Origin of the sequence: Roseovarius aestuarii (assembly GCF_019966515.1) — a bacterium.
In the GTDB taxonomy this organism is placed as follows: Bacteria; Pseudomonadota; Alphaproteobacteria; order Rhodobacterales; family Rhodobacteraceae; genus Roseovarius; species Roseovarius aestuarii.
Genome location: NZ_JAIMIB010000001.1, coordinates 565,397 through 586,893 on the forward strand (window position 1 = coordinate 565,397; position 21,497 = coordinate 586,893).

The window sequence follows — 21,497 nt, forward strand, 5'->3', positions numbered from 1 at the left end:
CGTCAGCCGTCCCGGCCGTCCAGCGTCGGGCCGCCGGTATCCGTCACCAGCCCGATATCATTGAAACCGCCTCGATTGAGCGCGCCCATCACCTGCACCACGTCGGCGTAAGACACCGACCCGTCTGCGCGCAGGTATATGCGCGCGCTGTCCCGCTCGGCAGCAATCGCCTGCAATTTCGCCACCAGCTCATTGCGGTCTACCTCAGTCGTCTGGATCATCACGACGCCCTCGGCAGTTACGGTGACTGTCAGTGGCTCTTCCTGCTCTCCCGGCAAGGCCGCAGCAGCGGTTTTTGGCAATTCCACCGGCACGCCCACCGTCATCAGCGGCGCCGCCACCATGAAGATGATCAGCAGCACCAGCATCACATCCACGAAAGGCGTGACATTGATCTCGGACATCGGGCGCGACCGCCCCCGGCCCCGCCGTCTGCGGCCCCCGTCACCGGCCTTTTGCATGACACCACCCCCCATCGGTCAGCCGTCCAACTGGCGGCTGAGGATGGTGGCGAATTCATCTGCAAACGCCTCGTAACCGGCGACGATCCTGTCGCTGTCGGCACTTAGCTTATTGTAGAAGATCACCGCCGGGATCGCTGCCAGCAGCCCCAGCCCCGTGGCCAGAAGCGCCTCGGCGATGCCCGGCGCGACAACCGCCAGATTGGTGCTTTGCTGTTCGGCAATCTCGATAAAGGCGTTCATGATCCCCCAGACCGTGCCGAAAAGCCCGACAAACGGCGCGGTCGAGCCGACCGTGGCCAGCACCTGCAACCCATGCTGCAGCCCTTCGGCCTCTTTCGTCACGGCCACGTCCATGCTGCGGTCGATCCGCGCGGTGGCTCCGGCGATCATCTCGCCATCATTACGGTGCGACCGTCGCCATTCCATCATGCCGGCGGCAAAGATGCGCTCCGACTGCCCACCAGGCTCGGGGCCGATTTCATCGAAAAGCTGGTCCAGCGGCTCTCCGGACCAGAAACGGCGGTCAAAAATTTCTGCCTCGCGGCGCGCCTTTCGATAGGTAATCCATTTCTGAATGATGATCGACCAGGCCCAGAAGGAGGCCACGATCAGCATCAGCATGACGATTTTTACGATAAAGGTTGCGCGTGCGAATAGCGCCCACATGGAGAAATCAATCTCCTGTGCCATTGCCAGGGTTTCTGCTTCCATCTGCCTGCTCTTTTATTTTGGCCCGGTTATGTCCCAGACTTATTGCTGTGCAAACTAGACGATTTAAAAGGGGAAAGCCAATCACATCGCATCAGGAGCGGTTTTTTTCAGGGTTTAATGCAGCATCAGGCGGATATTTGCCGGAAGACGCGCCGGTTGCCCATTCTCATTCAGGCAAACAATCGTCACGATCGCCGAAAAAAGCAGATCATCGCCCCGGCTGACCTTCTGCTCCATCACCAGTCGCGCGCCGGTCACCGCCTGCGTAGTGGTCTCAACCTGCAATTCATCGTCAAACCGGGCAGGTGCCAGATAGTCGGCTTCAACCCGCCGGACAGCAAAGACGACGCCCTGATCGCGCATCGCATTCTGATCAATCCCGATCTCACGCACCCAATCACTTCGGGCGCGCTCGATGAACTTCAGGTAGTTGGCGTAATACACGATCCCGCCCATGTCGGTATCTTCGTAGTAGACGCGGATCGGGAAAATATAGCTCATGTCGCGGACCCTATGGGCAGTCTCGTCTGGTTACAAGTCCGGCCCAATAGCCAGAGAGTAGGACGCCAAAGTGTCATAGATAGGCCCCTCCGGTGTCAGCGTCGAGCGGTAGAGCGCGAAGTCCGCGACCATAAATTCCGGCAGTGAAAAGGCGCCCTCTCGTGCAAGAAACGCTGCAAGCTTTTCGGACTCACCGGGTACCTGGCGTTGCCGGAACCGGGCCAGGGTCACATGCGGGCGAAAGCGCTCGCGTGGCAGGTTCACGCCCACGGCGCGCGCCGCGATACGTACGCGCTTTCGCAGAGAAACTAGCGCCGGATCTGGCGAAACAGCAGCAAAGACCAACCGTGCCTTTGCGCCGCCGAGTGCATCCAGTCCCGCGATCCGTATACGTGGCTGCGGCCCGGTGATCAGGGCAAGTTCGTCGTGTAGCGCCGCCAGAACCATCTCGGGTTGTTCGTCCAGAAAGGCCAGAGTCAGGTGCAGGTTTTCCGGCGCCACTGCCCGCCCGATCGACAGCTCCGCCTGCACGCGCTCGAGCGCGGAAATTACCTTGTCCGGAAGGGGGGGCCGACAAACGCACGCATCGTAAGCTAGGTCTGTGGGGCGGCTTGCATCCGCGCGTATATCCGCAGCGCATGACTGGCATCCTGCGCCACCACCGGCAGGATCGGATCATAACTGACCCGGATCAGGTCCCCAATTTCAGGCTTGAGGATCACGCCGCCGCTCTCGGGCAAGTTCGCCAGCGGGGAATGATCAAGAAACGCCTGATCCGACCATAGCAGGATCGTCTGGACCATCTGGTTCAGCGCCAGTGTTTCAGCGGGGATATCGCTCAGGCTTTGGTCCATGCGCAGGAAAACAAAGCTTGCCTGAATTGCGCCTGCGTCGTCGAAGCGGAAACTGCGATACTGGTTAGCATCCGCCGCCTTCAACCGCGCCACCAGAGGGCCAAGATCCGGGATCAACCGGTCAAGATCGGGCACCTGAGGCAGCTCGTCCCAATCGCGAAAGAAAAAGAACATCAGGTTCGCACCCAGTTCCGGGTCGGCCTCGGCCATTTCGTGACCGGCAAGGCGTACCACGGCCTCGACTGCCCCCTTGACCACGCTCAGCGTCGCATCATCGACGCCAAAGACAATAGGCGCAATCGGCCGTCCCCACCGAGCAAAAAGATACGTATCGTCGCTGCGGGTGAAATACGCCTCTATCTCGTCCGGTTGCATTCCCGAAAGTCCTTTATCTCAAATCCCGGACGACATACCAAAACCGGGCCCGAGGTCAACGCACCCTTGCTTCTCCTTTCCCCAAAATACTCGAAATCCAGACAGGAAAGTCACTTCCCAAAGAGGTCAGATTGCGCCTTTCCGTCTGGCGCGGCCAAGCCCAGATGCCGCCAGCCGCGTTGCGCCAGCATGCGTCCGCGCGGGGTGCGTTGGATCAGCCCCTGCTGCAACAGGAACGGCTCGATCACCTCTTCAAGCGCATCGCGCGATTCCGACAACGCGGCACTGATGGTCTCGATCCCCACCGGCCCGCCCTGGTAGGCGTCGGCGATCAGCGTCAGATACCGCCGGTCAGCGCCATCGCAACCCATATGATCCACGCCCAATCGGGTCAGCGCGTGATCGGCAATGGCGTGCGTCACCCGGCCATCACTTTCAACCAGGGCAAAATCCACCACGCGCCGGAGCAGTCGGCCGGCAATCCTCGGCGTGCCCCGCGCGCGACGGGCAATTTCTCGCGCACCCTCTGCATCGGCGGGCGCGCCCAGCAGATCGGCATTGCGGCTCACGATCTCGAAAAGCTCGTCATCGGTATAGAACTGCAACCGCACCGGGATGCCGAACCGGTCGCGCAGCGGCGTCGTCAACAGCCCTAACCGCGTGGTCGCCCCGACCAGCGTGAAGGGCTGCAATTCGATCCGCACCGTGCGCGCAGCCGGGCCCTCGCCGATCACCAAATCCAGCTCGAAATCCTCCAGCGCGGGGTAGAGCACCTCCTCAACCGCCGGGTTCAGCCGGTGAATTTCATCGATGAACAGCACATCATTGCGCTCCAGATTGGTCAGGATCGCCGCCAGATCCCCCGCCTTGGCCAACACCGGGCCCGAGGTCATCCGGAACCCGACGCCCAGCTCTCTCGACAGGATCTGCGCCAGCGTCGTCTTACCCAGACCGGGCGGGCCATGAAACAGCGTATGATCCATCGCCTCGCCGCGCTGGCGGGCGGACTGGATGAAGACGCGCAAATTGGCCCGCGCTTCGGCCTGACCGATGAATTCGCTCAGCTGTTGCGGCCGCAGCGACCGGTCCTGATCTTCAGGAAGATGTTCAGGCCGCAAGGTGGGATCAGGCTCGGCCATCTATCACCCTTTCGGTGCCAGCAATTTCAGCGCCGCCCGGATCAGCGCAGAGGTCTCCGCCTCGGGCGCATCACCTGCCGCCTGCGCCACGGCACCGGCGGCTTCGCCCGGCGCATAACCCAGATTACTCAGGGCTGACAGCGCCTCGGCCTGCGCGCCGGACCCGGCTACAGGTGCGGCGGGCACAGTTGCCTCGATCACCTCATCGCTGCCGCGATCAATAACCGGCACCGGGCTCGCGCCCATCGCCATCACTTGCGGCGCCTTGTCTTTCAACTCATTTACCACGCGCTGCGCGGTCTTGGGGCCGATCCCCTTAGCCGCCTTGACCGAATTCCAGTCGCCCAGCGCAATCGTACGGCCCACGCCGTCAGGCCCCAGCGCGCCCAGAATCGCCATTGACGCCTTGGCACCAACCCCCTGCACCGACATCAGGAGCCGGTGCCACTCCTTTTCGACCAATGAGGTGAAACCGAAAAGCTGCAGATTATCCTCGCGCACCAGAAGGTCGGTATAAAGCGCAGTATGTTCGCCGACCCCTGGCAGCGATTGCAGCGTGCGATCATTACAATAGACCAGATACCCCACACCGCGCACATCGATCAGCACGTGATCCTCGGCGCGGTAATCCACCCGGCCTGCGATCCGCCCGATCATGCACGCACCTTCTCAGCTGTTACCTGGATCGACCGCGCATAATGCGCATGACATATGGCAATTGCCAAAGCGTCCGCCGCATCGGGGCTGGCCGGATCGCACCCCGGCAGCTGCACCTTCACCATATGACCGATCTGCGCCTTGTCGGCGTGCCCCACACCCACAACGGTCTTCTTGACCCGGTTGGGCGCATATTCCCCGACGTTCAACCCGAACTGCGCCGGCACCAGCATCGCAATGCCCCGCGCCTGGCCCAGTTTCAGCGTGCCCGCGCCATCCTTGTTGACGAAGGTTTGTTCCACCGCAGCCGTATCCGGCATGTGGGCCTCGCACACTGCTGTAAGCTGTTGATGAAGGGATAACAGGCGCGCCGACATATCCTCTCCCCTTGATTTGCAGACGCCATTCGCCACATGGCTCAGACGGCTGCCATCCACGTCAATCACTCCCCATCCGAGGTTTCGCAACCCGGGGTCAATACCCAATACACGCATGAAAACAGCCCTGCTCTTTTGTGTTTTGCCAAGCACTAGCACGAAACGAGAACAAACACCAAGCGGAATGCGCAACGTTATCTCGCATCTCCCCCATTCAGCATCACATCAAAATGGCGGCGAAAGCCATACGGAACACGCCAGTTATGCATTGATTGCATAGGGAATATGCAGTTTTCGCCGCTTGTAAGTGCGGCATTTCAGGACTAGCTCAGCCACAGACATCGAACTGTTACAAACCGGGTCAACATACCGGAAAGAAGGAAGAAAATCATGGCCGTCATCGACACCACCCGCACCCATGCCGCAACCGGCATCATTGGCGACGCCGTTGCAAAATTCACCGCTGCGTTCACCGCATGGTTTGACGCCCGCGCCACCCGTAAGGCCCTGTCGCAACTCAGCGAGCGCGAGCTTGACGATATCGGGTTGAGCCGCGCCGACATCAGCCGCATTGGCATCTACCACTGAGATTTGCTTTCCGGTCACTCTCCCTGGCCGATTTAGCAATAAAGAGCCCTGCGCCCCTCCCTGCGCAGGGTTTTTTCTTTCAGGCCTGTTTGACCCCATGTGCAAGCCAGCGGCTGCTCAGGATTTGACAAACAAGGTTTGCCAACAACTCTTATGCGCGGGCGGCTTTCGGACTTGGAAGTTCGGCGAGGATCCAGTTGCGAAAGGCAATCACGCTGGCGATATCCTGCTTTGTCGGCGGCACCCACAGATAATATGATTTCGCGGGATTAACCGCCAGATCGAACGGGCGGACCAAGTGCCCCGCCGCCATCGCGTCGTGACAGATAAACTCGTCGCCCATCGCAATGCCCTGGGCATTGATCGCCGCCGAATAAACCTGCGTCATATCCGCGAATATGATGCCCTTCATATCCTCGCGGCCTGCCACATCCGCCATGCGCAACCACGCCGTCCAATCACCGCGGTCCGACAGATGCAGCAGATCGGCGCGCAGAACATCCCCCGGAGCCGAAAGTCCTCCCAACCGGTTCAACAGAACCGGACTGACCAACGGGGTAAACGCGACCTCGCGCAGCACTTCGACCGGCCCGGTATGACGCGCCGGATCGCCAAACGCCACAAAGACATCGGCCTCGGGGTCCGAGAGATCGTCCAGCGCTTTGGGCGATACGATTCTCAGTGAAACCTCGGGGCATATCGCGCGGAACCTCGAAACCTTAGTATTCAGCCAATTCGCTGCAAACCCGGGCGTACAACTGACGATAAGCTGGCCGCTCAATCCGCCCCCAGCGTGGCGCGAGGCCGAACGGCTGATCATCGACAGCGCCGCACTTACATCATTGGCATAGGCTCGGCCCCGGCTGGTCAATTCGATCCCGGTACCGACCCGATTGAACAGCGTGAAACCTAAATCACGCTCAAGCAGCCGCAATTGGTGGCTGACCGCACTGCGCGTCAGGTTCAGCTCTTCTGCAGCCTTCCAGACCACACCGTGGCGCGAAAAGCTCTCAAGCGCGCGCAGGGCCTGGGTCGTCGGAATACGTGACATGCTGTTTCGCTTTTCCTCTGAAAATATTGCTCACCAAATCTTGCCAGATTTAACCCAAAAGGTGAAGGAAATTACCCAATGAGAGAGAACCTTTCACTTTTCGAAAGCACAGTTCACGGGCTAAATGCGACTCAAGGAGATTGCAATGTCGCTGTCGAATGCTCAAACCGATGCCCTGAACGTGATTGACGCCCGGATGCCAGAGCTTTCGGAATGGTGTTCAACCATCTTCGATTTCGCAGAGCCCGCCTGGCGCGAGTACCGCTCGGCCGAATGGTACGTGGCCCGTCTGCGGGCCGAAGGTTTCACCGTCGAGGAGGGCTCCGGCGGCATGCCCACCGCCTTCTGCGCCGAATGGTCCAATGGCGACGGGCCAGTCATCGGCATGTATGCTGAATACGATGCGGTGCCCGGAAACTGCCAAGCGCCCAGCACCCGGCGCGAACCACGCAAGGGCCTTGGGTTTCAGGCCGGCGGCCATACCGACCCGCATTCGGGGCTCGGCATCAGCACGCTGGGTGGTCTGCTTGCTACCAAGGCAGCGATGGAGAAGCACGGCATCAGAGGCGGGCTGCGCTATACCGGGGAACCAGCGGAAAAGGTGCGCGGCTCCAAACCCATCCATGCGGCCAAAGGCTATTATGACGGGCTGGCGGCGATGCTGTCCTTCCACCCGTTCTACATGCTGCCGATGTGCAATACCGTGCGGTGGGACACCCATTGCGGCGCGGCCTACGCGATGATCTACCGCTTCATCTGTGATGCGCCCGAGACCTGGGGTGCGACGGATAACGCGCCCATACCGCAAAGCCATTCCGACGTGCGCGCACCCGGCGCCAATGACGCGCTGACGATGATGTACCAATCGTCCAAGGCGCTGCGCGAAGCCATGCTGCCGCATCAGGGCGGCTGGTCGGTCTCCGAGGCGATCCTGACCGCCGGGCAGGCCACCGCCGACAACCTGCCCGCCGGGCTGGCCGAAATCCAGTACATGATGCGCGTGCCCACCATTGAAATGGCCGACCGGATCACCACCGTTCTGGATCGCAATGCAGAAGCCGCCGCCGCGATGACAGGCTGCCGGGTGGAGCGTCACTGGGTCTGCAAATCCCGCCCGGGGCTTGCCAATCACGCGATGGCGAACGTGGTCTGGGACGCGCTGCAACAGGTCGGCGCGCCGCACTGGGACGAAACGGCAAACAACATCGCACGCGAGATCCAGCGCAATGCGGGCACCGAACCGATGGCACAGCCTTTCATCGACGAGCTTACCCGGCTGGTCCCGCCACAAGAGGCCGAGGCGATCCTGCGCCGCGATCTGCCGCCCAGCCAGATCAGCTCCACCTCGGACGACTATACCGACATGTGCTGGCACGCCCCCATCGCCCGGTTCTACATCGCCCGCCCGGCCCTCAGGGGCGGGCCTTACCCGGCGTGGGTGATGAACGCTTTGGGAGGCATCCCCGCCACCATCGACCCGATGATCCGCACGGCCTCCAAAGTGCTGGCCGCCTCGGCCCTGCGCCTGCTGGAAGACAAGGCCGCCCGCGACGCGGCGATGGAGGAATTCAAGACCCGCACGGGCGCGGCAATGATCCCACCGCTCTGCGATTACGACCCGCCGGTTCACTTCCGCTGGCCGGAATACGTCACAACCCCGCGCGGCCATGACTGGTGGATCCCCGCCAGCATGCCCGGCGCCTGAACCTCAGAAAGGACCCTTCCATGGCTCTTGATAAAACAACCGACGCCTTCACCCTGCAGCGCCGCAACCCGAAGGGCGGCACCGCGCCGCTCACCAACTGGGGCTTCAAAAACGAGACCGACCCGCTGACCGACGTGCTGCTCGGCTCGCCAGCGCATCTCTTTCACCGCGCCACGTCGAGCCTGTCGCGCAAGCATCTGCGCGAAGCCCCCTGCAACATCCAGACCGCCCAGGCCCAGCACGCCGAACTGGTCGATGCCTACCGGCACTTCAACGTCAATGTGCATATGCTGGAGGCCGAGCCGGAACTGACCATGCAGGTCTATTCCCGTGACAGTTCCTGCATGACCCCCTATGGCGCCTTCATCACCGCAATGTCGCAATGGTGGCGCCGGGGTGAAAACTACGCGGCGATCCGTGCCTATGAGAAGCTCGGCATCCCGATCTATGACATGGTCACCGCCGGCACCTTCGAAGGCGGCGATTTCAACGTGATCGAGGAAGGCTGCGTGCTGATCGGCTGCGGCGAGGCCCGCACCAACGAGGCCGGTGCCAAGCAGGTCGCAAGCTGGTTCGAGGCCGAGGGCTGGGAGGTGCGCATTGCCTATATCGACGAATATTACGTGCATATCGACCTGATGGTGGTGCCCGTGGCCGACAAGCTGACTGCCGTCTGCCTCGCCTGCACCGAGCCCGCGATCGTCGACTGGCTGCGCGCAAAAGGTCACGAGATCATCGATGTGCCGTTCCAGGACACGATGGCACTGGGCTGCAACATGATGTCGCTAGGCAATGACAAAGTGATCGCGCCGTCGTCGTCCACGGTCCTCATCGACCAGCTCCGCGCCCGTGGCTTCGAAGTAGCAGCGGTCGAAACCGCCGAGATCTCCAAGACCGGGGGCGGCATCCATTGTATGGCACAGGCCTTGCGGCGCGAGGCATAGTAGCGGTCAAACGCGTTTGAAAACCCGCTTTGGCTGATAGCTGAAAGATTTATTCCTCGCGCCTTGGTTCGGCGCGGGCGCTCCAGGCAAAAGAAAAGCCCCGCGCCGAACCATGCGCGGGGCTTCTATTTTACCGAACAACTCGTTTTACTTGGAGGACACCGAGAGAGAAAGCTCCAGTAGCGCCGCGCGCACCCTTCGGGACAGGGGAACCACGCGCAGCAAATTCTTGCCGGTTAGTTGAAGATATGCCCCAGCTGCGTGGCCACACCCACGGTGACAGGGTCAGGCTGCATGGCAAACGCGCCGACCTGCTCGATCAGCGTGCCGTTTTTCAAGGCAGCAACCCGTTCTTCATAGATCGAAGCCCCGGTATGCGCCATCACCATGCCCTTGAAGACAAAAAATCCGATGAGCAGCACGACAATTGCTTTGACGGGAACACCCGCCCGGCGACGTACCGGACGAAAGACAATCAGACCATCGCGATCAATCGTGCCTTTGTACCCACGCGCCATTTTTGCGTGCTTGGTATCAATTTTTTCCAGACGGTCTTCAAACCCGTCGTAAGAATTGGTCATTGTTCTATTCATAGCAGTTTCCCGCAAACATGGCCCCCACCACGATCAAGAAAAAACTACGTTTGAAATGAGGCGAAAACAAGGCCGCAACATTGAATCTATTGTTTTCAAAGCAAATTTGCGTCAAATCTGCAAAGCATTGTCGTCGTCCAATCCCCAATCTCCTGCCGATCCACCAGACTGTTTCCTGATCGCGCATAAATCTCGATCACCTCGTCTGCCTGCTCATTTAAAATGCCCGACAGAATCACGTGTCCGCCAGGGCGTAAACTGGCGGTTATGTCACCCGCCAGCGCGATCAGCGGTCCTTTGAGGATGTTGGCAAAGACCAGGTCAAATGGCCGTGATTCGGCCAGCTTAGGGTGGTCCAGCCCCGCCGCCTCAAGACACATGACCCGGCCTTCCAGTCCGTTCGCGGTCACATTAGCCGATGCGACATCGACCGCGACCTCATCAATGTCGCTTGCAATCACGGTCCCGTTCCAGACCCGCGCGGCAGCCATCGCAAGCACCGCCGTACCGCACCCCAGATCCAGAACCGACTGCGCGTTATAACCATCATCAACCAACCGGTCCAGCGCGCGCAGGCAGCCCAGTGTGGTGCCGTGATGCCCGGTGCCGAACGCCATCGACGCTTCGATCAGCAGTGGCTCACAGCCCTCTGGCACCTTGTCGGCATCATGGCCGCCATAGACGAAGAACCGCCCCGCCGCGACCGGAACGAGCTCGCGTTTTACCTTCGACACCCAGTCGGTCTCGGGCAATTCCGAGACTGCGAAGGGCCGCGCGCCGTGCAGTGTTGATAGCAGCGCCAGCCCGGCCTCATCCGGGGCCTCATTGAAATATCCCCCCACTTCCCACAGGCCCGAACCATCTTCCATTTCAAACACACCCACGCCCGTGGGCTCAGGATTCAACGTCTCCAATGCCTCGGCCAAGGCCTCGGCGGGCCCTTTCCCCGACAGGGTCGTCAGTGCGGTGAATGTGGGCATGTGCGGGCTCCGGCTCGGGTCAAGCCGATGCTCTAGCCCGGCATTGCGCCGAAAGCCAGCGCCAACACGGTCGCTCTGAACTCTTCCTTACTCCGCCGGTGCAGGCGCGAAGCGTGAAAACACGGTTTCGTTGCCCTTCTCGGGATGGCGCGGGATCAGAAAGGCCATCAGCAAAGAGACCAGTGACATGCCTGCCGCCATCAGAAACACTGCCGCGGGTGACACCAGCCAGAGATAGCCCAGCCCCGCCGGCAGGAAGACGGCAGCGATATGGTTGATGGTAAAAGCCACAGCGGCTGTGGGCGCGATATCGCCCGGGTCGGCGATTTTCTGGAAATAGGTTTTGAGCGCCATCGCCATCGAAAACAGCAGGTGATCTATCACGTAGAGCACGGCGGCCAGCAACACGCCCCAGCCAAAGAAATAGATGCCGCCATAGGCCAGGAACACGATCACCAACCCGACATATTCAAAGATCAGCACGTTGCGTTCGCCAAAGCCGAAAACAGCGCGCCCCACCAGCGGCGCGAATAACATGTTGGCCACAAGGTTGATCATGAAGAGCGCCGTGATCTCATGCACGTCGAAGCCGAATTTCTCGACCATCATGAAGCCCGCGAAGACAATAAAGATCTGCCGCCGGGCGCCGGCCATGAACTGCAGCGCATAGTAGAGCCAGTAGCGGCGCCGCAGGATCATCTTCTTGATCTGCGGATTGGGCGCCTCGAATTGCGGATAGGCAAAAAGAGCAAAAAGCGCCACCAGCGCGGTGAAGCCGCCAGCGATCAGATAGACCGTGTTATAGGTCAGCCCAAGCGCCTCCCAGGTCATCACGATCAGCACATAGGCCACCAGCGTCGCGCCCGACCCCGCGGCGACCAGCCAGCCCAGCATCTTGGGCGCGGTCCGCTTGTCGAGCCATTGAAGCTGCAGCGACTGGTTGACCGTCTCGTAATAGTGAAACCCGATCGAGCTGAGCATGGTGATAGTCAGGATGCCGCCCAGCGACGGAAACCACGCCGTCATCGCCGTCGCGACGCCCAGCAGGATCAGCGAAACCAACCCCAGCACCTGCTCGCGCATGAAGATGATGATCGCGATCACGCCGATGGCGAAAAAGCCGGGGATCTCGCGCACCGTATGCAGCCAGCCAATATCCGAGCCATCGAAATTCGCCGCCTCGATGACGAAATTGTTCAGAAGTGCAGACCAGGTCGAAAACGCAACCGGCATCGCCGCCGCCATCAGAAAGAGCAGCGTGATTGGTCGGCGCCAGAATGGCAGGCTTTTAGCCTCGCCCAAGGGGACAGTCTTGGTCATGCCCCGTCCCTTACGCCGATTGTACAGGCTTGGCGAGGCCGGGTTCTGTGCACCAGCACACAGGCGTGCCTCAGCACCATTGTATCGACTTCACCTAACATTGTATGGCCCCTCTGGCCCCCGCCCGCCCGTTGCGCTAGCGATTGGGCCAATCAGGCCCCGAGGTGTCCCATGCCCAAGATCAAGATCGCCATCAATGGTTTCGGCCGGATCGGCCGCACCATCCTGCGTATCCTGCTGCAGGACGGACAGGATTTTGATCTGCAACTCATCAACGAAATCGAACCTCTGGGGACCTGCGCGTATCTTTTTAAGTATGACAGCGTTTTTGGCCCCTTTCCGGGTGAGGTTACGACCGGAGAGCAATCCCTGACCGTGAACGGGCGCCGCATCCCGTTTCTGAACGCCACCGATCTCTCGACCCTTGATCTGTCGGGGGTCGACCTGGTGCTGGAATGCACCGGTATGGGCGGCACCCGCGCCGTGGCTGAGCGTGGCCTTGTCGCTGGCGCGCGTGCCGTGCTGGTCTCGGGGCCATCGGCTGAGGCAGATATCACCCTTGTAATGGGGGCCAATGAACATGAACTCGGCGACCAGCGCATCATTTCCAACGCGTCCTGCACCACCAACGCGCTGGCACCACTGGCGAAACTTTTGGATGACGCCTATGGCATCATCAGCGGTCAGATGACGACGGTGCATTGCTATACAGGCAGCCAGCCGACCATCGACAAACCCCGTGATGCGCCCGAACGATCGCGTGCCGCGGCACTCAGCATGGTGCCGACAACAACCTCGGCCCAGCATCAGACCGGCCTCGTGCTGCCGCATCTCAAGGGCCGGATTGAGGCGCGCGCCATTCGCGTACCAACCGCAAGCGTGTCGGCCATCGACCTGACAATACAGACCCGAGACAAGGTGAGCGAAGGACAGGTGAACCGGCTTTTGCAAGAGGCCGCAATCAGCTCAACCGTTTTCGGCTGGACCGATCAGCCGCTGGTCTCGTCAGATCTGCGCGCGCGCCCCGAATCCATCGTGCTTTCGGGCCGCGAGACCTCGGTTTCGACAGGCGGATTGCTGCGCGTCTTCGGCTGGTACGATAATGAGTGGGGGTTTTCTCAGCGCATGCTCGACATGGCGCACCAGATCGGCAACCGGTAGCTGCTACCAAATTGTGCGCGTTTCACGCGCGCAGATTTTCTCGTCGCCCGCCTCCGGCCTCCTCCTCGGGTGGCGTGGCGCTTGTGAAAACATCCTGCCAGATTTCGTCAGCATGCCCGGGAATAGCCGTAACCGGACTTGAAGTGGCTAGCCGAAACATCAAATGTGGAGCGGACCCGGAGGACCTGCCATGCCCTACGCCCATTCCGACAAGACCGACATGCCGATGATGCATGCGCCCGCGCCGGATGTGCGCGAACGTTTGAAACTGGAAGGCGGCAAGCGGTTCGTGATGGAGACCGAGTTTCAGCCTGCCGGCGATCAGCCCACCGCCATCGCGGAACTGTCACAGGGCGTCAATGACGGCGAACAGGATCAGGTGCTGCTGGGCGCCACGGGCACCGGCAAGACCTACACCATGGCCAAGGTGATCGAGGAAACCCAACGTCCGGCCATCATCCTCGCCCCCAACAAGACCCTCGCGGCGCAACTTTACGGGGAATTCAAGGGGTTTTTTCCCCAGAACTCGGTCGAATATTTCGTCAGCTATTACGACTACTACCAGCCCGAGGCCTATGTAGCGCGCTCAGACACCTACATAGAAAAAGAATCCCAGATCAACGAACAGATCGACCGGATGCGCCACTCGGCCACCCGCGCGCTCTTGGAGCGCGACGACGTGATCATCGTCGCCTCGGTCAGTTGCATCTACGGCATCGGCTCGGTCGAAACCTACGGCGCTATGACGCAGGATCTGAAAACGGGCAGCGACTATGACCAGCGCAAGGTGATTGCCGATCTGGTGGCCCAGCAATACCGGCGCAACGATCAGGCGTTTCAGCGCGGGTCGTTCCGGGTGCGCGGCGACAGCCTCGAGATTTTTCCCGCCCACCTCGAAGACCGCGCCTGGAAACTGAGTTTCTTCGGAGAAGAACTTGAATCCATTACCGAATTCGATCCCCTGACCGGCGAGAAAACCGACAGTTTCGACCATATCCGCGTCTACGCCAACTCGCATTACGTGACGCCGAAGCCAACCATGCAGCAGGCCATCATTGGCATCAAGAAAGAGTTGAGGATCCGGCTGGATCAGCTTGTTTCCGAAGGAAAATTACTCGAAGCGCAACGGCTGGAACAGCGCACCAATTTCGATCTGGAAATGCTCGAAGCCACCGGCGTCTGCAACGGCATCGAAAACTACTCGCGCTACCTCACCGGCCGCGCCCCCGGGGAGCCGCCGCCGACACTGTTCGAATTCATCCCCGATCACGCCATCGTCTTTGCCGACGAATCCCACGTCTCGGTCCCGCAGATCGGCGGCATGTACAAGGGCGACTACCGTCGCAAGTTCACCCTGGCCGAGCACGGCTTCCGCCTGCCCTCCTGCATGGATAACCGCCCACTGAAGTTCGAGGAATGGGACGCCATGCGCCCGCAATCGGTCTTTGTCTCGGCCACCCCCGCCAAGTGGGAGATCGAACAGACCGGTGGCGTCTTCGTGGAACAGGTGATCCGGCCCACCGGGCTTCTCGATCCGATGGTCGAAATCCGCCCTGTCGAGATGCAGGTCGATGACCTGCTCGATGAGGTGCGCAAGGTCGCCGCCGACGGCTATCGCACCCTCGTCACGACCCTGACCAAACGCATGGCCGAGGATCTGACCGAATACATGCATGAACAGGGCATCCGCGTGCGCTACATGCATTCCGACATCGACACGCTTGAACGCATTGAAATTCTCCGCGATCTGCGCCTCGGGGCCTTTGACGTGCTCATAGGCATTAACCTGCTGCGCGAGGGGCTGGATATTCCTGAATGCGGGCTGGTGGCCATTCTCGACGCCGACAAAGAGGGCTTCCTGCGCTCCGAAACCTCGCTGATCCAGACCATCGGCCGCGCCGCGCGCAACGCCGACGGGCGCGTGATCATGTATGCCGACCGCATCACGGGCTCGATGGAGCGCGCCTTGGGCGAAACTGACCGCCGCCGCGCCAAGCAGATCGCCTATAACGAGGAACACGGCATCACGCCTGCGACGGTGAAGAAGAATGTCGAGGATATCCTCGCCGGGCTCTACAAAGGCGACGTGGACATGAACCGCGTCACGGCAAAGGTCGACAAACCGCTCCACGGCGCCAACCTGCAGGCCCATCTGGACGGGCTGCGGGTGGACATGCGCAAGGCCGCCGAAAACCTCGAATTCGAAGAGGCCGCCCGCCTGCGCGACGAGATCAAACGCCTCGAAGCCGTAGACCTAGCCATCGCCGACGACCCCCTCGCCCGCCAATCCGCCGTCGAAGCTGCCGGTGAAGCCGCCAAAGGTAGAAAAGGCCGGTCTACAGCCGGGAGACCGGGCCAACGGGGCGGAAACGTGAAGCGGCGGAAGAGGTAGATTTATGAACCTAACCTTCCGCCAATAAACCATTCAAAAACTCTCTGACTGGCGGGTCTGCTTTGATTTGATTCAGCTTGTGAACCGGGTATATCCCGTATCCAATGATTTTTTGCGTTTCTTTTTCACGGAAAAATCTCCGCCTTAACTCATTGATATAACGAGTTTCCTTAATTCCATAAGTAGAAGGTCCATCGTCGACGCATCTAAACAATGCATGTGCGACCAAGTCGCTCGTCTGAAGCAGTTTTTCGTTTTCTTTTGGAGAACAATAAATTGAGTTAGGGTTGATGTGCTTCAAGTTCTTCGTTGCAGCCCAGATCGGATTTTGCCGACATTTACTTACGAGACCACGCAGAGCCGAGTAATCGAAGTTTCCTTCTTCGAAACAAATGGAGACATCATCCTCTGCGATTCCATTCAACTTTAAAAACAATCCAAGTCGCTCAAGGATATACTGCGCACATTTGCTGTAATACCGCTTGTCGTCTCCCTCAATGTCTTCGCCATAAGACCCGAGCGTTTCTTTGAGCGATATGACACCGAACAACAGAATTTTCTCTTTCGCCAACTCCTGAGTGAATCGACAAATTTGATTGTGATTGATTTTTGAACAGTGGAGATCAGGCTTACCAAATTCTGAAGCTAGTTTGGATAAGCGGTTTCGAATGCCGTTGCGTAGTTGATTGGGAACAAGAACGCCCCCTAAGGTCATATAGCGTGAAGCACCACCTTCTGTCTTGCTGCGAATTTTTTTGATACCTGATTGGCCACTTTCATCAACGAAGAATGTAAATTTCATGGCTTTTGATATGTATCCGGCAATTTGATTTTTCTATGGTGATCATAGCAAGTGAAGCAGCAGTGCCAATCCGCGTTCTAGTCAAACATGAGCCGGTTGTCCCCACTACATCTACTTTTCTAAACTGTACTGCTTGGGACAGCGCCGACCCGCGGGGTGGCGCTTCCAACATCTGTTCGGAGCACTTTATCCCTGCCAAATACCTCCTCGCTCAGTTTGGCGCACATACCTCACCAAAGCGCCGCCCCATGGGGGCGGGTCGGCGCTGGCCCGGCGGGCTTCGCCCTTGATTCCGGACCGGAGCTGATGAACGGGCGAAACCTGTCAACGAGCGCTGCATCTCCGCAAAACGCAACGGTCGACCTGTTAAACCCGCCCAATACAGCCATCCGCACCGACGCAATACCGACGTGATACAGGCAGCCCCTTCTCAGCGATTTCAACGCGTTAACGCTGATTCGCGGCGCCGGGCGCGATCCACTACTTCTTGCGTGAGAAAAGCCGCATGATCGCCACGTAGAAAACCGGTGTGAAAAACAGCCCCATGATCGTAACGCCCAGCATGCCGAAGAAGACCGCCGTGCCCAGCGCCTGCCGCATCTCGGCCCCCGGCCCTGTGGCGATCATCAGCGGCACGACGCCGAGGATGAAGGCAAAGGCGGTCATCAGGATGGGGCGCAAGCGCAACCGACTGGCCTCGATCGCGGCCTCGACGATGCCCATGCCCGCCTCGCGCGCCTGTTTGGCGAACTCGACGATCAGGATGGCGTTTTTCGCCGCCAGCCCGACCAACACGATCAGCCCCACCTGGGTCAGGATATTGTTGTCCATGCCCCGGAAGGTGACCCCGCCAAGGGCTGCGAGAATAGACAACGGCACAATCAGGATGATCGCGAATGGCAGGGTCAGGCTTTCATAAAGCGCGGCCAGAAACAGGAAGGCGAGCAGCACCGAAAGGGCAAAGATATAGGCGGCGGTATTGCCTTGCGAGCGCTCCTGCAAGGCCAGTTCAGTCCACTCGTATCCGATGCCCGGCGGCAGCACCGCTTCGGCAAGCTGCTCCATGGCGATCAGCGCGTCGCCGGTCGACACCCCCGGCGCGGCAGAGCCCTGCACCGGGACCGAGACAAGCTGGTTGTAGCGCTGCACCAGCACCGGGCCCGCCGTATCGCGGATCGCCACCAGCGTACCAAGCGGAATTAGTGCGCCGGTGGCGGAGCGCACCTTCAGGTTGGCGATATCCGCATTCTCCAGCCGGAAGCGTTCATCCGCCTGCGCGCGCACCTGAAAAAGCCGCCCGAAAGCATTGAAATCGTTCACGTAAGCCGAGCCAAGATTGATCGCCAAGGTTTCGAAGATCGCACCGATAGGCACGTTCAGGATCTGTGCGCGCACCCGGTCGATATCCAGGAAAACCTGCGGGCTGCTGGCCGAGAAGGTGGTGAAAACACCGGTCACCTTGTCGGATTGCTGCGCCGCGCCCATGATCGCATAGGCCGCGCCGAGAACGCGGTTCATGTCGGCGCTTTCCTTCTCCTGCAGTTGCAGCTTGAACCCGCCACCGGTGCCGACGCCGCGTACGGATGGCGGTGCGATGGCGATGATGAACGCCTCGCGTATCCCCTGCATCCGCCCAAAGAGGTTGCCGACGATGGCGCCAGCGCTCAGGCCGCTTTCCTTGCGGTCCTCAAAGCTTTCGAAGGTGGTGAAAATCACCCCCTGATTGGAGGCATTGGTGAAGGTCGCGCCAGAAAACCCTGCAAAGGCCACGGCATTTTCGACACCCGGCGTTTCAAGGGCGATATTCGTCGCGCGTTTCGTCACCTCGTCTGTGCGTTCAAGCGAGGCCCCGTCGGGAAGCTGCACAACCACGATGGCATAGCCCTGATCGCTGTCGGGGATGAAGCCCGTCGGTACGGTCTGGATGGTCCAGGCGGTAGCCCCCAGCAGGCCAAAATAAACAAGCAAGGACAAACCAAGCGTTGCCCATGACCGCACCAGAAAGGCTATGATGCGGGCATAGGTCGAGGCCATCAGGTCAAAGCCCCGGTTGAATCCGTGGCTCAGCGCATCGGCGAACCGCGCCAAGGGGCTCTTCGCCGTTTCCCCCTCGGGCTTCAGCAGAACCGCTGCCAGAGCGGGCGACAGGCTGAGAGATATAAGCGCAGAGATGATCGTGGCTACCGATATCGTCACCGCGAATTGGGTGTAGAACTGCCCGGTGATGCCCGGCACGAAAGCCGAGGGGATGAATACCACGATCAACACCAGCGTCATGCCGACGATGGCGCTGGAGACCTCGTCCATCGTCACCAGTGCGGCCTCGCGCGGGGATTTGCCCTCTTTGATGATACGCTCGACATTTTCGACCACAACGATGGCATCATCAACGACAATACCGATCGCAAGGATCAACCCGAACAGCGTCAGCAGGTTCAGCGTGAAGCCAAGCGCCAGCATGATGGCAAAGGTCCCGATCAGCGAAATTGGAATGGCGACCAGCGGGATAATCGCCATCCGCCAGCTTTGCAGGAAGACAAGGATGACGATGACGACCAGCACCACCGCTTCGAGGATCGTGGTGTAGACCGCATTGATCGACGCCGAGATGAAATTGGTCGGATTGTAGACCACCTGGTATTCGAGGCCCGGCGGGAAATCCGCGCTCAACCTGTCCATCTCGGCGATGATCTCATCTGCCGTTGCCAGGGCGTTCGACCCCGGTCGCTGAAAGATGCCCATTGCCACGGCGGGCTTGTTGTTGAGGTACGAGTTCGTACCGTAGGACCGGGCGCCAATTTCGACGCGCGCCACGTCGCGGACACGCACGATCCGGCCATCCTCGGTCGAGTTCACGATCACCTGACCAAATTCTTCCGGTGTCTCCAGCCTTCCGGCAGTTGTCACCGAAATCTGGAAGGCACTGCCAACACGATTGGGCGGAGCACCGAGAGAGCCTCCCGAAACCTGCACATTCTGTTCGCGCAACGCATTCACGACATCACCTGCCGTCAGACCCAGCGACGAGAGCCTGTCCGGATCGAGCCAGACGCGGGCGGAAAACTCGCGCTCGCCAAAGAGCAAGAGGTTTCCCACACCGTCGAGCCGGACCAGCCGGTCCCGCACTCGGGCGCGGGCATAGTTCGAAACATAAAGCTGATCGAAGGTTTCATCCGGTGACAGCATATGCACGACCATCATCAGGTCGGGCGAGGATTTGGTGGTAGTTACACCAAGGTTACGCACCTCCTGCGGCAGACGGGGTTCGGCGGCAGAAACACGGTTCTGTACCAGGACCTGCGCAACATCCAGATCCGTGCCCAGTTTGAAGGTAACGGTCAGGCTCATCGAGCCATCGGCGGTGGAATAAGAGGACAGGTAGAGCATCCCCTCTACGCCATTAATCTCCTGCTCAAGCGGCGTTGCCACCGTGGCGGCAATGGTTTCGGCATCGGCACCCGGATAGGCCGCGTTGACGACGATAGAGGGCGGCGCGATCTGCGGGTATTGCTCAATCGGGAGCTGGAAATACGAGACCAGCCCGATAATCGTCATGACAATTGACACGATCGCCGCGAAAATCGGGCGATTGACAAAAAAGCGCCCCATCCTAGTTCTCCGCAACCAGCGGAAGTTCAGTCATCTCGGGCGTTACAACACCGCCGGGCCGGGCGCGCACCATACCTTCGACAACGATGGTTTCAGACCCGTCCAGACCCGAGCGGACGACCCGGTACCCATCGACTTTCGGGCCGATATCCACCTCACGCGGCACGACATTCCCCTCACCATCCACGGTCATCACCAGCCTGCGGTTCTGATCGGCGACGATCGCCTGGTCAGGGACAAGCACCCCCTCATAGGGCAGTGATCCAGGCACGTTAATACGCCCGAAAAGGCCCGGCGTCAGAATGTCATCGGGGTTTTCCAAGACCGCGCGGACCCGCATCGTACCGGTTTCACGGTCGATCCGGTTTTCCGAAAAGTCCAGCACACCGACCTGCGGCGGGATGCTTTCATCCGACAGCATGACCGTCACTTCCAGCCCGCCACCGCCCTCCTGCAACGGCACGCCCCGGGCGCGGGCATCGCGCGCATAGGACAGGAAATAGCGCTCATCAATGTCGAAATAGAAATACACCGGATCGCTTGAGACAATCGAGGTCAGCACGGTTTCATTTGCCGTCACCAGATTGCCCGGATTAACCAGCCTGCGGTCGATCCGGCCCGAGATCGGCGCGCGGATCTCCGTGAACTCAAGGTCGATCTGGGCCAGTTCACTGGCCGCGCGGGCTTGCTCCAGCGCACCTTGTGCGGCCAGAAACGCCTCGCGTCGTTGATCCACCGAGCTTTGCGAGATGTTGCCGTTGGTGATCAGCGCTTCGGCCCGCTCAAGCTGCTCCTGCGCAAAATCAAATGTCGACTGCGCCACGTTAATCTGCGCTGTCGCCTGCCTCAGCGCCGTTTCGAAAGTCCGCTGCTCAATCGTGAAAAGCAGATCGCCCTTCTCGACAACGCGGCCATCGGTAAAATGGACCTCGCTCAGATAGCCGGACACCCGCGCGCGTAGCTCAATCTCGGATTTGGCCTCGAACCGGCCAACGAATTCGTCGTTCTCGATAATTTCCTTCACCACCGGCTTAGCAACCGTCACGGGCGGCGGTCCCTGTTGCGCGCTCAGAGGGCCGATGCAGCTTAGCAGCATCAGGACAATACCGGCAGTGGTGGCTATTTTCATGAAACGATCCCTCAAAATAATGCGGTCGGCCGGGGGCATTCCGTCCCGGCGCGATTGGCATTCGTGTCATAAGACAACCTTAGTCATATCCAACCAAGGTTGACACATCCAATAGCGCACACTGGTCGCGATTATTTTGCACAAG

The 21,497-nt window shown here is 59.9% G+C and carries 21 protein-coding genes; 6 read left to right on the top strand and 15 right to left on the bottom strand.

Annotation, left to right across the window (positions count from 1 at the left end):
* Positions 1-2 precede the first annotated feature (2 nt).
* The 8 genes from tolR to ruvC all read right to left on the bottom strand — a co-directional run bounded on the left by tolR (position 3) and on the right by ruvC (position 5,195).
* On the bottom strand, positions 3-476 hold the full coding sequence (gene tolR / locus LC334_RS02635; protein ID WP_085798657.1) for a protein TolR: 474 nt from the start codon (positions 474-476) through the stop codon (positions 3-5).
* Positions 477-479: 3 nt separating this feature from the next.
* Positions 480-1,175, bottom strand: coding sequence for a protein TolQ (gene tolQ, locus LC334_RS02640; protein ID WP_085798658.1), 696 nt, complete (start codon positions 1,173-1,175; stop codon positions 480-482).
* Positions 1,176-1,289: 114 nt separating this feature from the next.
* Entirely contained in the window at positions 1,290-1,676 is a 387-nt protein-coding gene (ybgC, locus tag LC334_RS02645) for a tol-pal system-associated acyl-CoA thioesterase (RefSeq protein ID WP_085798659.1), read from the bottom strand.
* A gap of 30 nt (positions 1,677-1,706) precedes the next feature.
* On the bottom strand, positions 1,707-2,207 hold the full coding sequence (gene thpR, locus LC334_RS02650) for an RNA 2',3'-cyclic phosphodiesterase (RefSeq protein WP_244900025.1): 501 nt from the start codon (positions 2,205-2,207) through the stop codon (positions 1,707-1,709).
* Positions 2,208-2,269: 62 nt separating this feature from the next.
* Complete coding sequence (locus LC334_RS02655; protein ID WP_085798660.1) at positions 2,270-2,905, bottom strand: hypothetical protein; 636 nt, start codon at positions 2,903-2,905, stop codon at positions 2,270-2,272.
* A 110-nt stretch (positions 2,906-3,015) separates the two neighbouring features.
* A complete protein-coding gene (gene ruvB, locus LC334_RS02660; RefSeq protein WP_085798661.1) occupies positions 3,016-4,044 on the bottom strand; it encodes a Holliday junction branch migration DNA helicase RuvB in 1,029 nt (342 codons plus the stop codon).
* 3 nt (positions 4,045-4,047) lie between these two features.
* The gene (gene ruvA, locus LC334_RS02665) at positions 4,048-4,701 is read right to left on the bottom strand and encodes a Holliday junction branch migration protein RuvA (RefSeq protein ID WP_085798662.1); all 654 of its coding nucleotides are present in this window, start codon (positions 4,699-4,701) and stop codon (positions 4,048-4,050) included.
* Positions 4,698-5,195, bottom strand: a complete 498-nt coding sequence (ruvC, locus tag LC334_RS02670; RefSeq protein WP_085798663.1) for a crossover junction endodeoxyribonuclease RuvC — start codon at positions 5,193-5,195, stop codon at positions 4,698-4,700. Before ruvC ends, ruvA begins: the two co-directional genes overlap by 4 nt.
* Between ruvC and LC334_RS02675 the strand changes: the two genes are divergently transcribed.
* Both LC334_RS02675 and LC334_RS02680 read left to right on the top strand, forming a co-directional pair.
* Positions 5,194-5,358: a hypothetical protein gene (locus tag LC334_RS02675; protein ID WP_223412852.1), complete on the top strand. Its 165-nt coding sequence runs from the start codon at positions 5,194-5,196 to the stop codon at positions 5,356-5,358. The two genes, ruvC and LC334_RS02675, sit on opposite strands and share 2 nt — an antisense overlap.
* 110 nt (positions 5,359-5,468) lie before the next feature.
* Positions 5,469-5,666, top strand: coding sequence for a DUF1127 domain-containing protein (locus tag LC334_RS02680; protein WP_085798664.1), 198 nt, complete (start codon positions 5,469-5,471; stop codon positions 5,664-5,666).
* A gap of 151 nt (positions 5,667-5,817) precedes the next feature.
* Here the strand turns inward: LC334_RS02680 and LC334_RS02685 are convergent, their stop codons facing one another.
* A complete protein-coding gene (locus tag LC334_RS02685; protein WP_085798665.1) occupies positions 5,818-6,717 on the bottom strand; it encodes a LysR substrate-binding domain-containing protein in 900 nt (299 codons plus the stop codon).
* A 145-nt stretch (positions 6,718-6,862) separates the two neighbouring features.
* On the opposite strand from LC334_RS02685, the gene LC334_RS02690 reads away from it, so the two are divergent.
* Positions 6,863-8,422, top strand: coding sequence for a zinc-binding metallopeptidase family protein (locus LC334_RS02690; RefSeq protein WP_085798800.1), 1,560 nt, complete (start codon positions 6,863-6,865; stop codon positions 8,420-8,422).
* A gap of 20 nt (positions 8,423-8,442) precedes the next feature.
* A complete protein-coding gene (locus tag LC334_RS02695) occupies positions 8,443-9,366 on the top strand; it encodes a dimethylarginine dimethylaminohydrolase family protein (RefSeq protein WP_085798666.1) in 924 nt (307 codons plus the stop codon).
* A 236-nt stretch (positions 9,367-9,602) separates the two neighbouring features.
* Here the strand turns inward: LC334_RS02695 and LC334_RS02700 are convergent, their stop codons facing one another.
* From LC334_RS02700 to LC334_RS02710, 3 genes are all read right to left on the bottom strand, one after another.
* Positions 9,603-9,947, bottom strand: a complete 345-nt coding sequence (locus LC334_RS02700) for a hypothetical protein (RefSeq protein WP_085798667.1) — start codon at positions 9,945-9,947, stop codon at positions 9,603-9,605.
* A 107-nt stretch (positions 9,948-10,054) separates the two neighbouring features.
* Positions 10,055-10,939, bottom strand: a complete 885-nt coding sequence (locus LC334_RS02705; protein ID WP_085798668.1) for a 50S ribosomal protein L11 methyltransferase — start codon at positions 10,937-10,939, stop codon at positions 10,055-10,057.
* Between the two features lie 87 nt (positions 10,940-11,026).
* A complete protein-coding gene (locus LC334_RS02710) occupies positions 11,027-12,259 on the bottom strand; it encodes an MFS transporter (protein ID WP_085798669.1) in 1,233 nt (410 codons plus the stop codon).
* 171 nt (positions 12,260-12,430) lie between these two features.
* Here LC334_RS02710 and LC334_RS02715 point away from each other — a divergent pair, with 171 nt between their 5' ends.
* Both LC334_RS02715 and uvrB read left to right on the top strand, forming a co-directional pair.
* Positions 12,431-13,420 carry a type I glyceraldehyde-3-phosphate dehydrogenase gene (locus LC334_RS02715; RefSeq protein ID WP_085798670.1) on the top strand — a complete coding sequence of 330 codons (990 nt, stop codon included), beginning with the start codon at positions 12,431-12,433 and terminating at the stop codon, positions 13,418-13,420.
* A gap of 190 nt (positions 13,421-13,610) precedes the next feature.
* Positions 13,611-15,812 (top strand): excinuclease ABC subunit UvrB, encoded by a 2,202-nt coding sequence (gene uvrB / locus LC334_RS02720; protein ID WP_085798671.1) that lies wholly within the window; start codon positions 13,611-13,613, stop codon positions 15,810-15,812.
* A gap of 10 nt (positions 15,813-15,822) precedes the next feature.
* Here the strand turns inward: uvrB and LC334_RS02725 are convergent, their stop codons facing one another.
* The 3 genes from LC334_RS02725 to LC334_RS02735 form a co-directional block, all read right to left on the bottom strand.
* Positions 15,823-16,614: a DUF3800 domain-containing protein gene (locus LC334_RS02725; RefSeq protein ID WP_085798672.1), complete on the bottom strand. Its 792-nt coding sequence runs from the start codon at positions 16,612-16,614 to the stop codon at positions 15,823-15,825.
* A gap of 480 nt (positions 16,615-17,094) precedes the next feature.
* Positions 17,095-20,223 carry an efflux RND transporter permease subunit gene (locus tag LC334_RS02730; RefSeq protein WP_085798673.1) on the bottom strand — a complete coding sequence of 1,043 codons (3,129 nt, stop codon included), beginning with the start codon at positions 20,221-20,223 and terminating at the stop codon, positions 17,095-17,097.
* Between the two features lies 1 nt (position 20,224).
* Entirely contained in the window at positions 20,225-21,352 is a 1,128-nt protein-coding gene (locus LC334_RS02735; RefSeq protein WP_085798801.1) for an efflux RND transporter periplasmic adaptor subunit, read from the bottom strand.
* Positions 21,353-21,497 lie beyond the last annotated feature (145 nt).

Bases quoted from the DNA above. Each gene is read 5' to 3' on its own strand.
- tolR (WP_085798657.1), bottom strand. From the start codon at position 476: ATGGGGGGTGGTGTCATGCAAAAGGCCGGTGACGGGGGCCGCAGACGG.
- tolQ (WP_085798658.1), bottom strand. From the start codon at position 1,175: ATGGAAGCAGAAACCCTGGCAATGGCACAGGAGATTGATTTCTCCATG.
- ybgC (WP_085798659.1), bottom strand. From the start codon at position 1,676: ATGAGCTATATTTTCCCGATCCGCGTCTACTACGAAGATACCGACATG.
- LC334_RS02655 (WP_085798660.1), bottom strand. From the start codon at position 2,905: ATGCAACCGGACGAGATAGAGGCGTATTTCACCCGCAGCGACGATACG.
- ruvB (WP_085798661.1), bottom strand. From the start codon at position 4,044: ATGGCCGAGCCTGATCCCACCTTGCGGCCTGAACATCTTCCTGAAGAT.
- ruvA (WP_085798662.1), bottom strand. From the start codon at position 4,701: ATGATCGGGCGGATCGCAGGCCGGGTGGATTACCGCGCCGAGGATCAC.
- LC334_RS02675 (WP_223412852.1), top strand. From the start codon at position 5,194: ATGAAAACAGCCCTGCTCTTTTGTGTTTTGCCAAGCACTAGCACGAAA.
- ruvC (WP_085798663.1), bottom strand. From the start codon at position 5,195: ATGCGTGTATTGGGTATTGACCCCGGGTTGCGAAACCTCGGATGGGGA.
- LC334_RS02680 (WP_085798664.1), top strand. From the start codon at position 5,469: ATGGCCGTCATCGACACCACCCGCACCCATGCCGCAACCGGCATCATT.
- LC334_RS02685 (WP_085798665.1), bottom strand. From the start codon at position 6,717: ATGTCACGTATTCCGACGACCCAGGCCCTGCGCGCGCTTGAGAGCTTT.
- LC334_RS02690 (WP_085798800.1), top strand. From the start codon at position 6,863: ATGTCGCTGTCGAATGCTCAAACCGATGCCCTGAACGTGATTGACGCC.
- LC334_RS02695 (WP_085798666.1), top strand. From the start codon at position 8,443: ATGGCTCTTGATAAAACAACCGACGCCTTCACCCTGCAGCGCCGCAAC.
- LC334_RS02700 (WP_085798667.1), bottom strand. From the start codon at position 9,947: ATGACCAATTCTTACGACGGGTTTGAAGACCGTCTGGAAAAAATTGAT.
- LC334_RS02705 (WP_085798668.1), bottom strand. From the start codon at position 10,939: ATGCCCACATTCACCGCACTGACGACCCTGTCGGGGAAAGGGCCCGCC.
- LC334_RS02710 (WP_085798669.1), bottom strand. From the start codon at position 12,259: ATGACCAAGACTGTCCCCTTGGGCGAGGCTAAAAGCCTGCCATTCTGG.
- LC334_RS02715 (WP_085798670.1), top strand. From the start codon at position 12,431: ATGCCCAAGATCAAGATCGCCATCAATGGTTTCGGCCGGATCGGCCGC.
- uvrB (WP_085798671.1), top strand. From the start codon at position 13,611: ATGCCCTACGCCCATTCCGACAAGACCGACATGCCGATGATGCATGCG.
- LC334_RS02725 (WP_085798672.1), bottom strand. From the start codon at position 16,614: ATGAAATTTACATTCTTCGTTGATGAAAGTGGCCAATCAGGTATCAAA.
- LC334_RS02730 (WP_085798673.1), bottom strand. From the start codon at position 20,223: ATGGGGCGCTTTTTTGTCAATCGCCCGATTTTCGCGGCGATCGTGTCA.
- LC334_RS02735 (WP_085798801.1), bottom strand. From the start codon at position 21,352: ATGAAAATAGCCACCACTGCCGGTATTGTCCTGATGCTGCTAAGCTGC.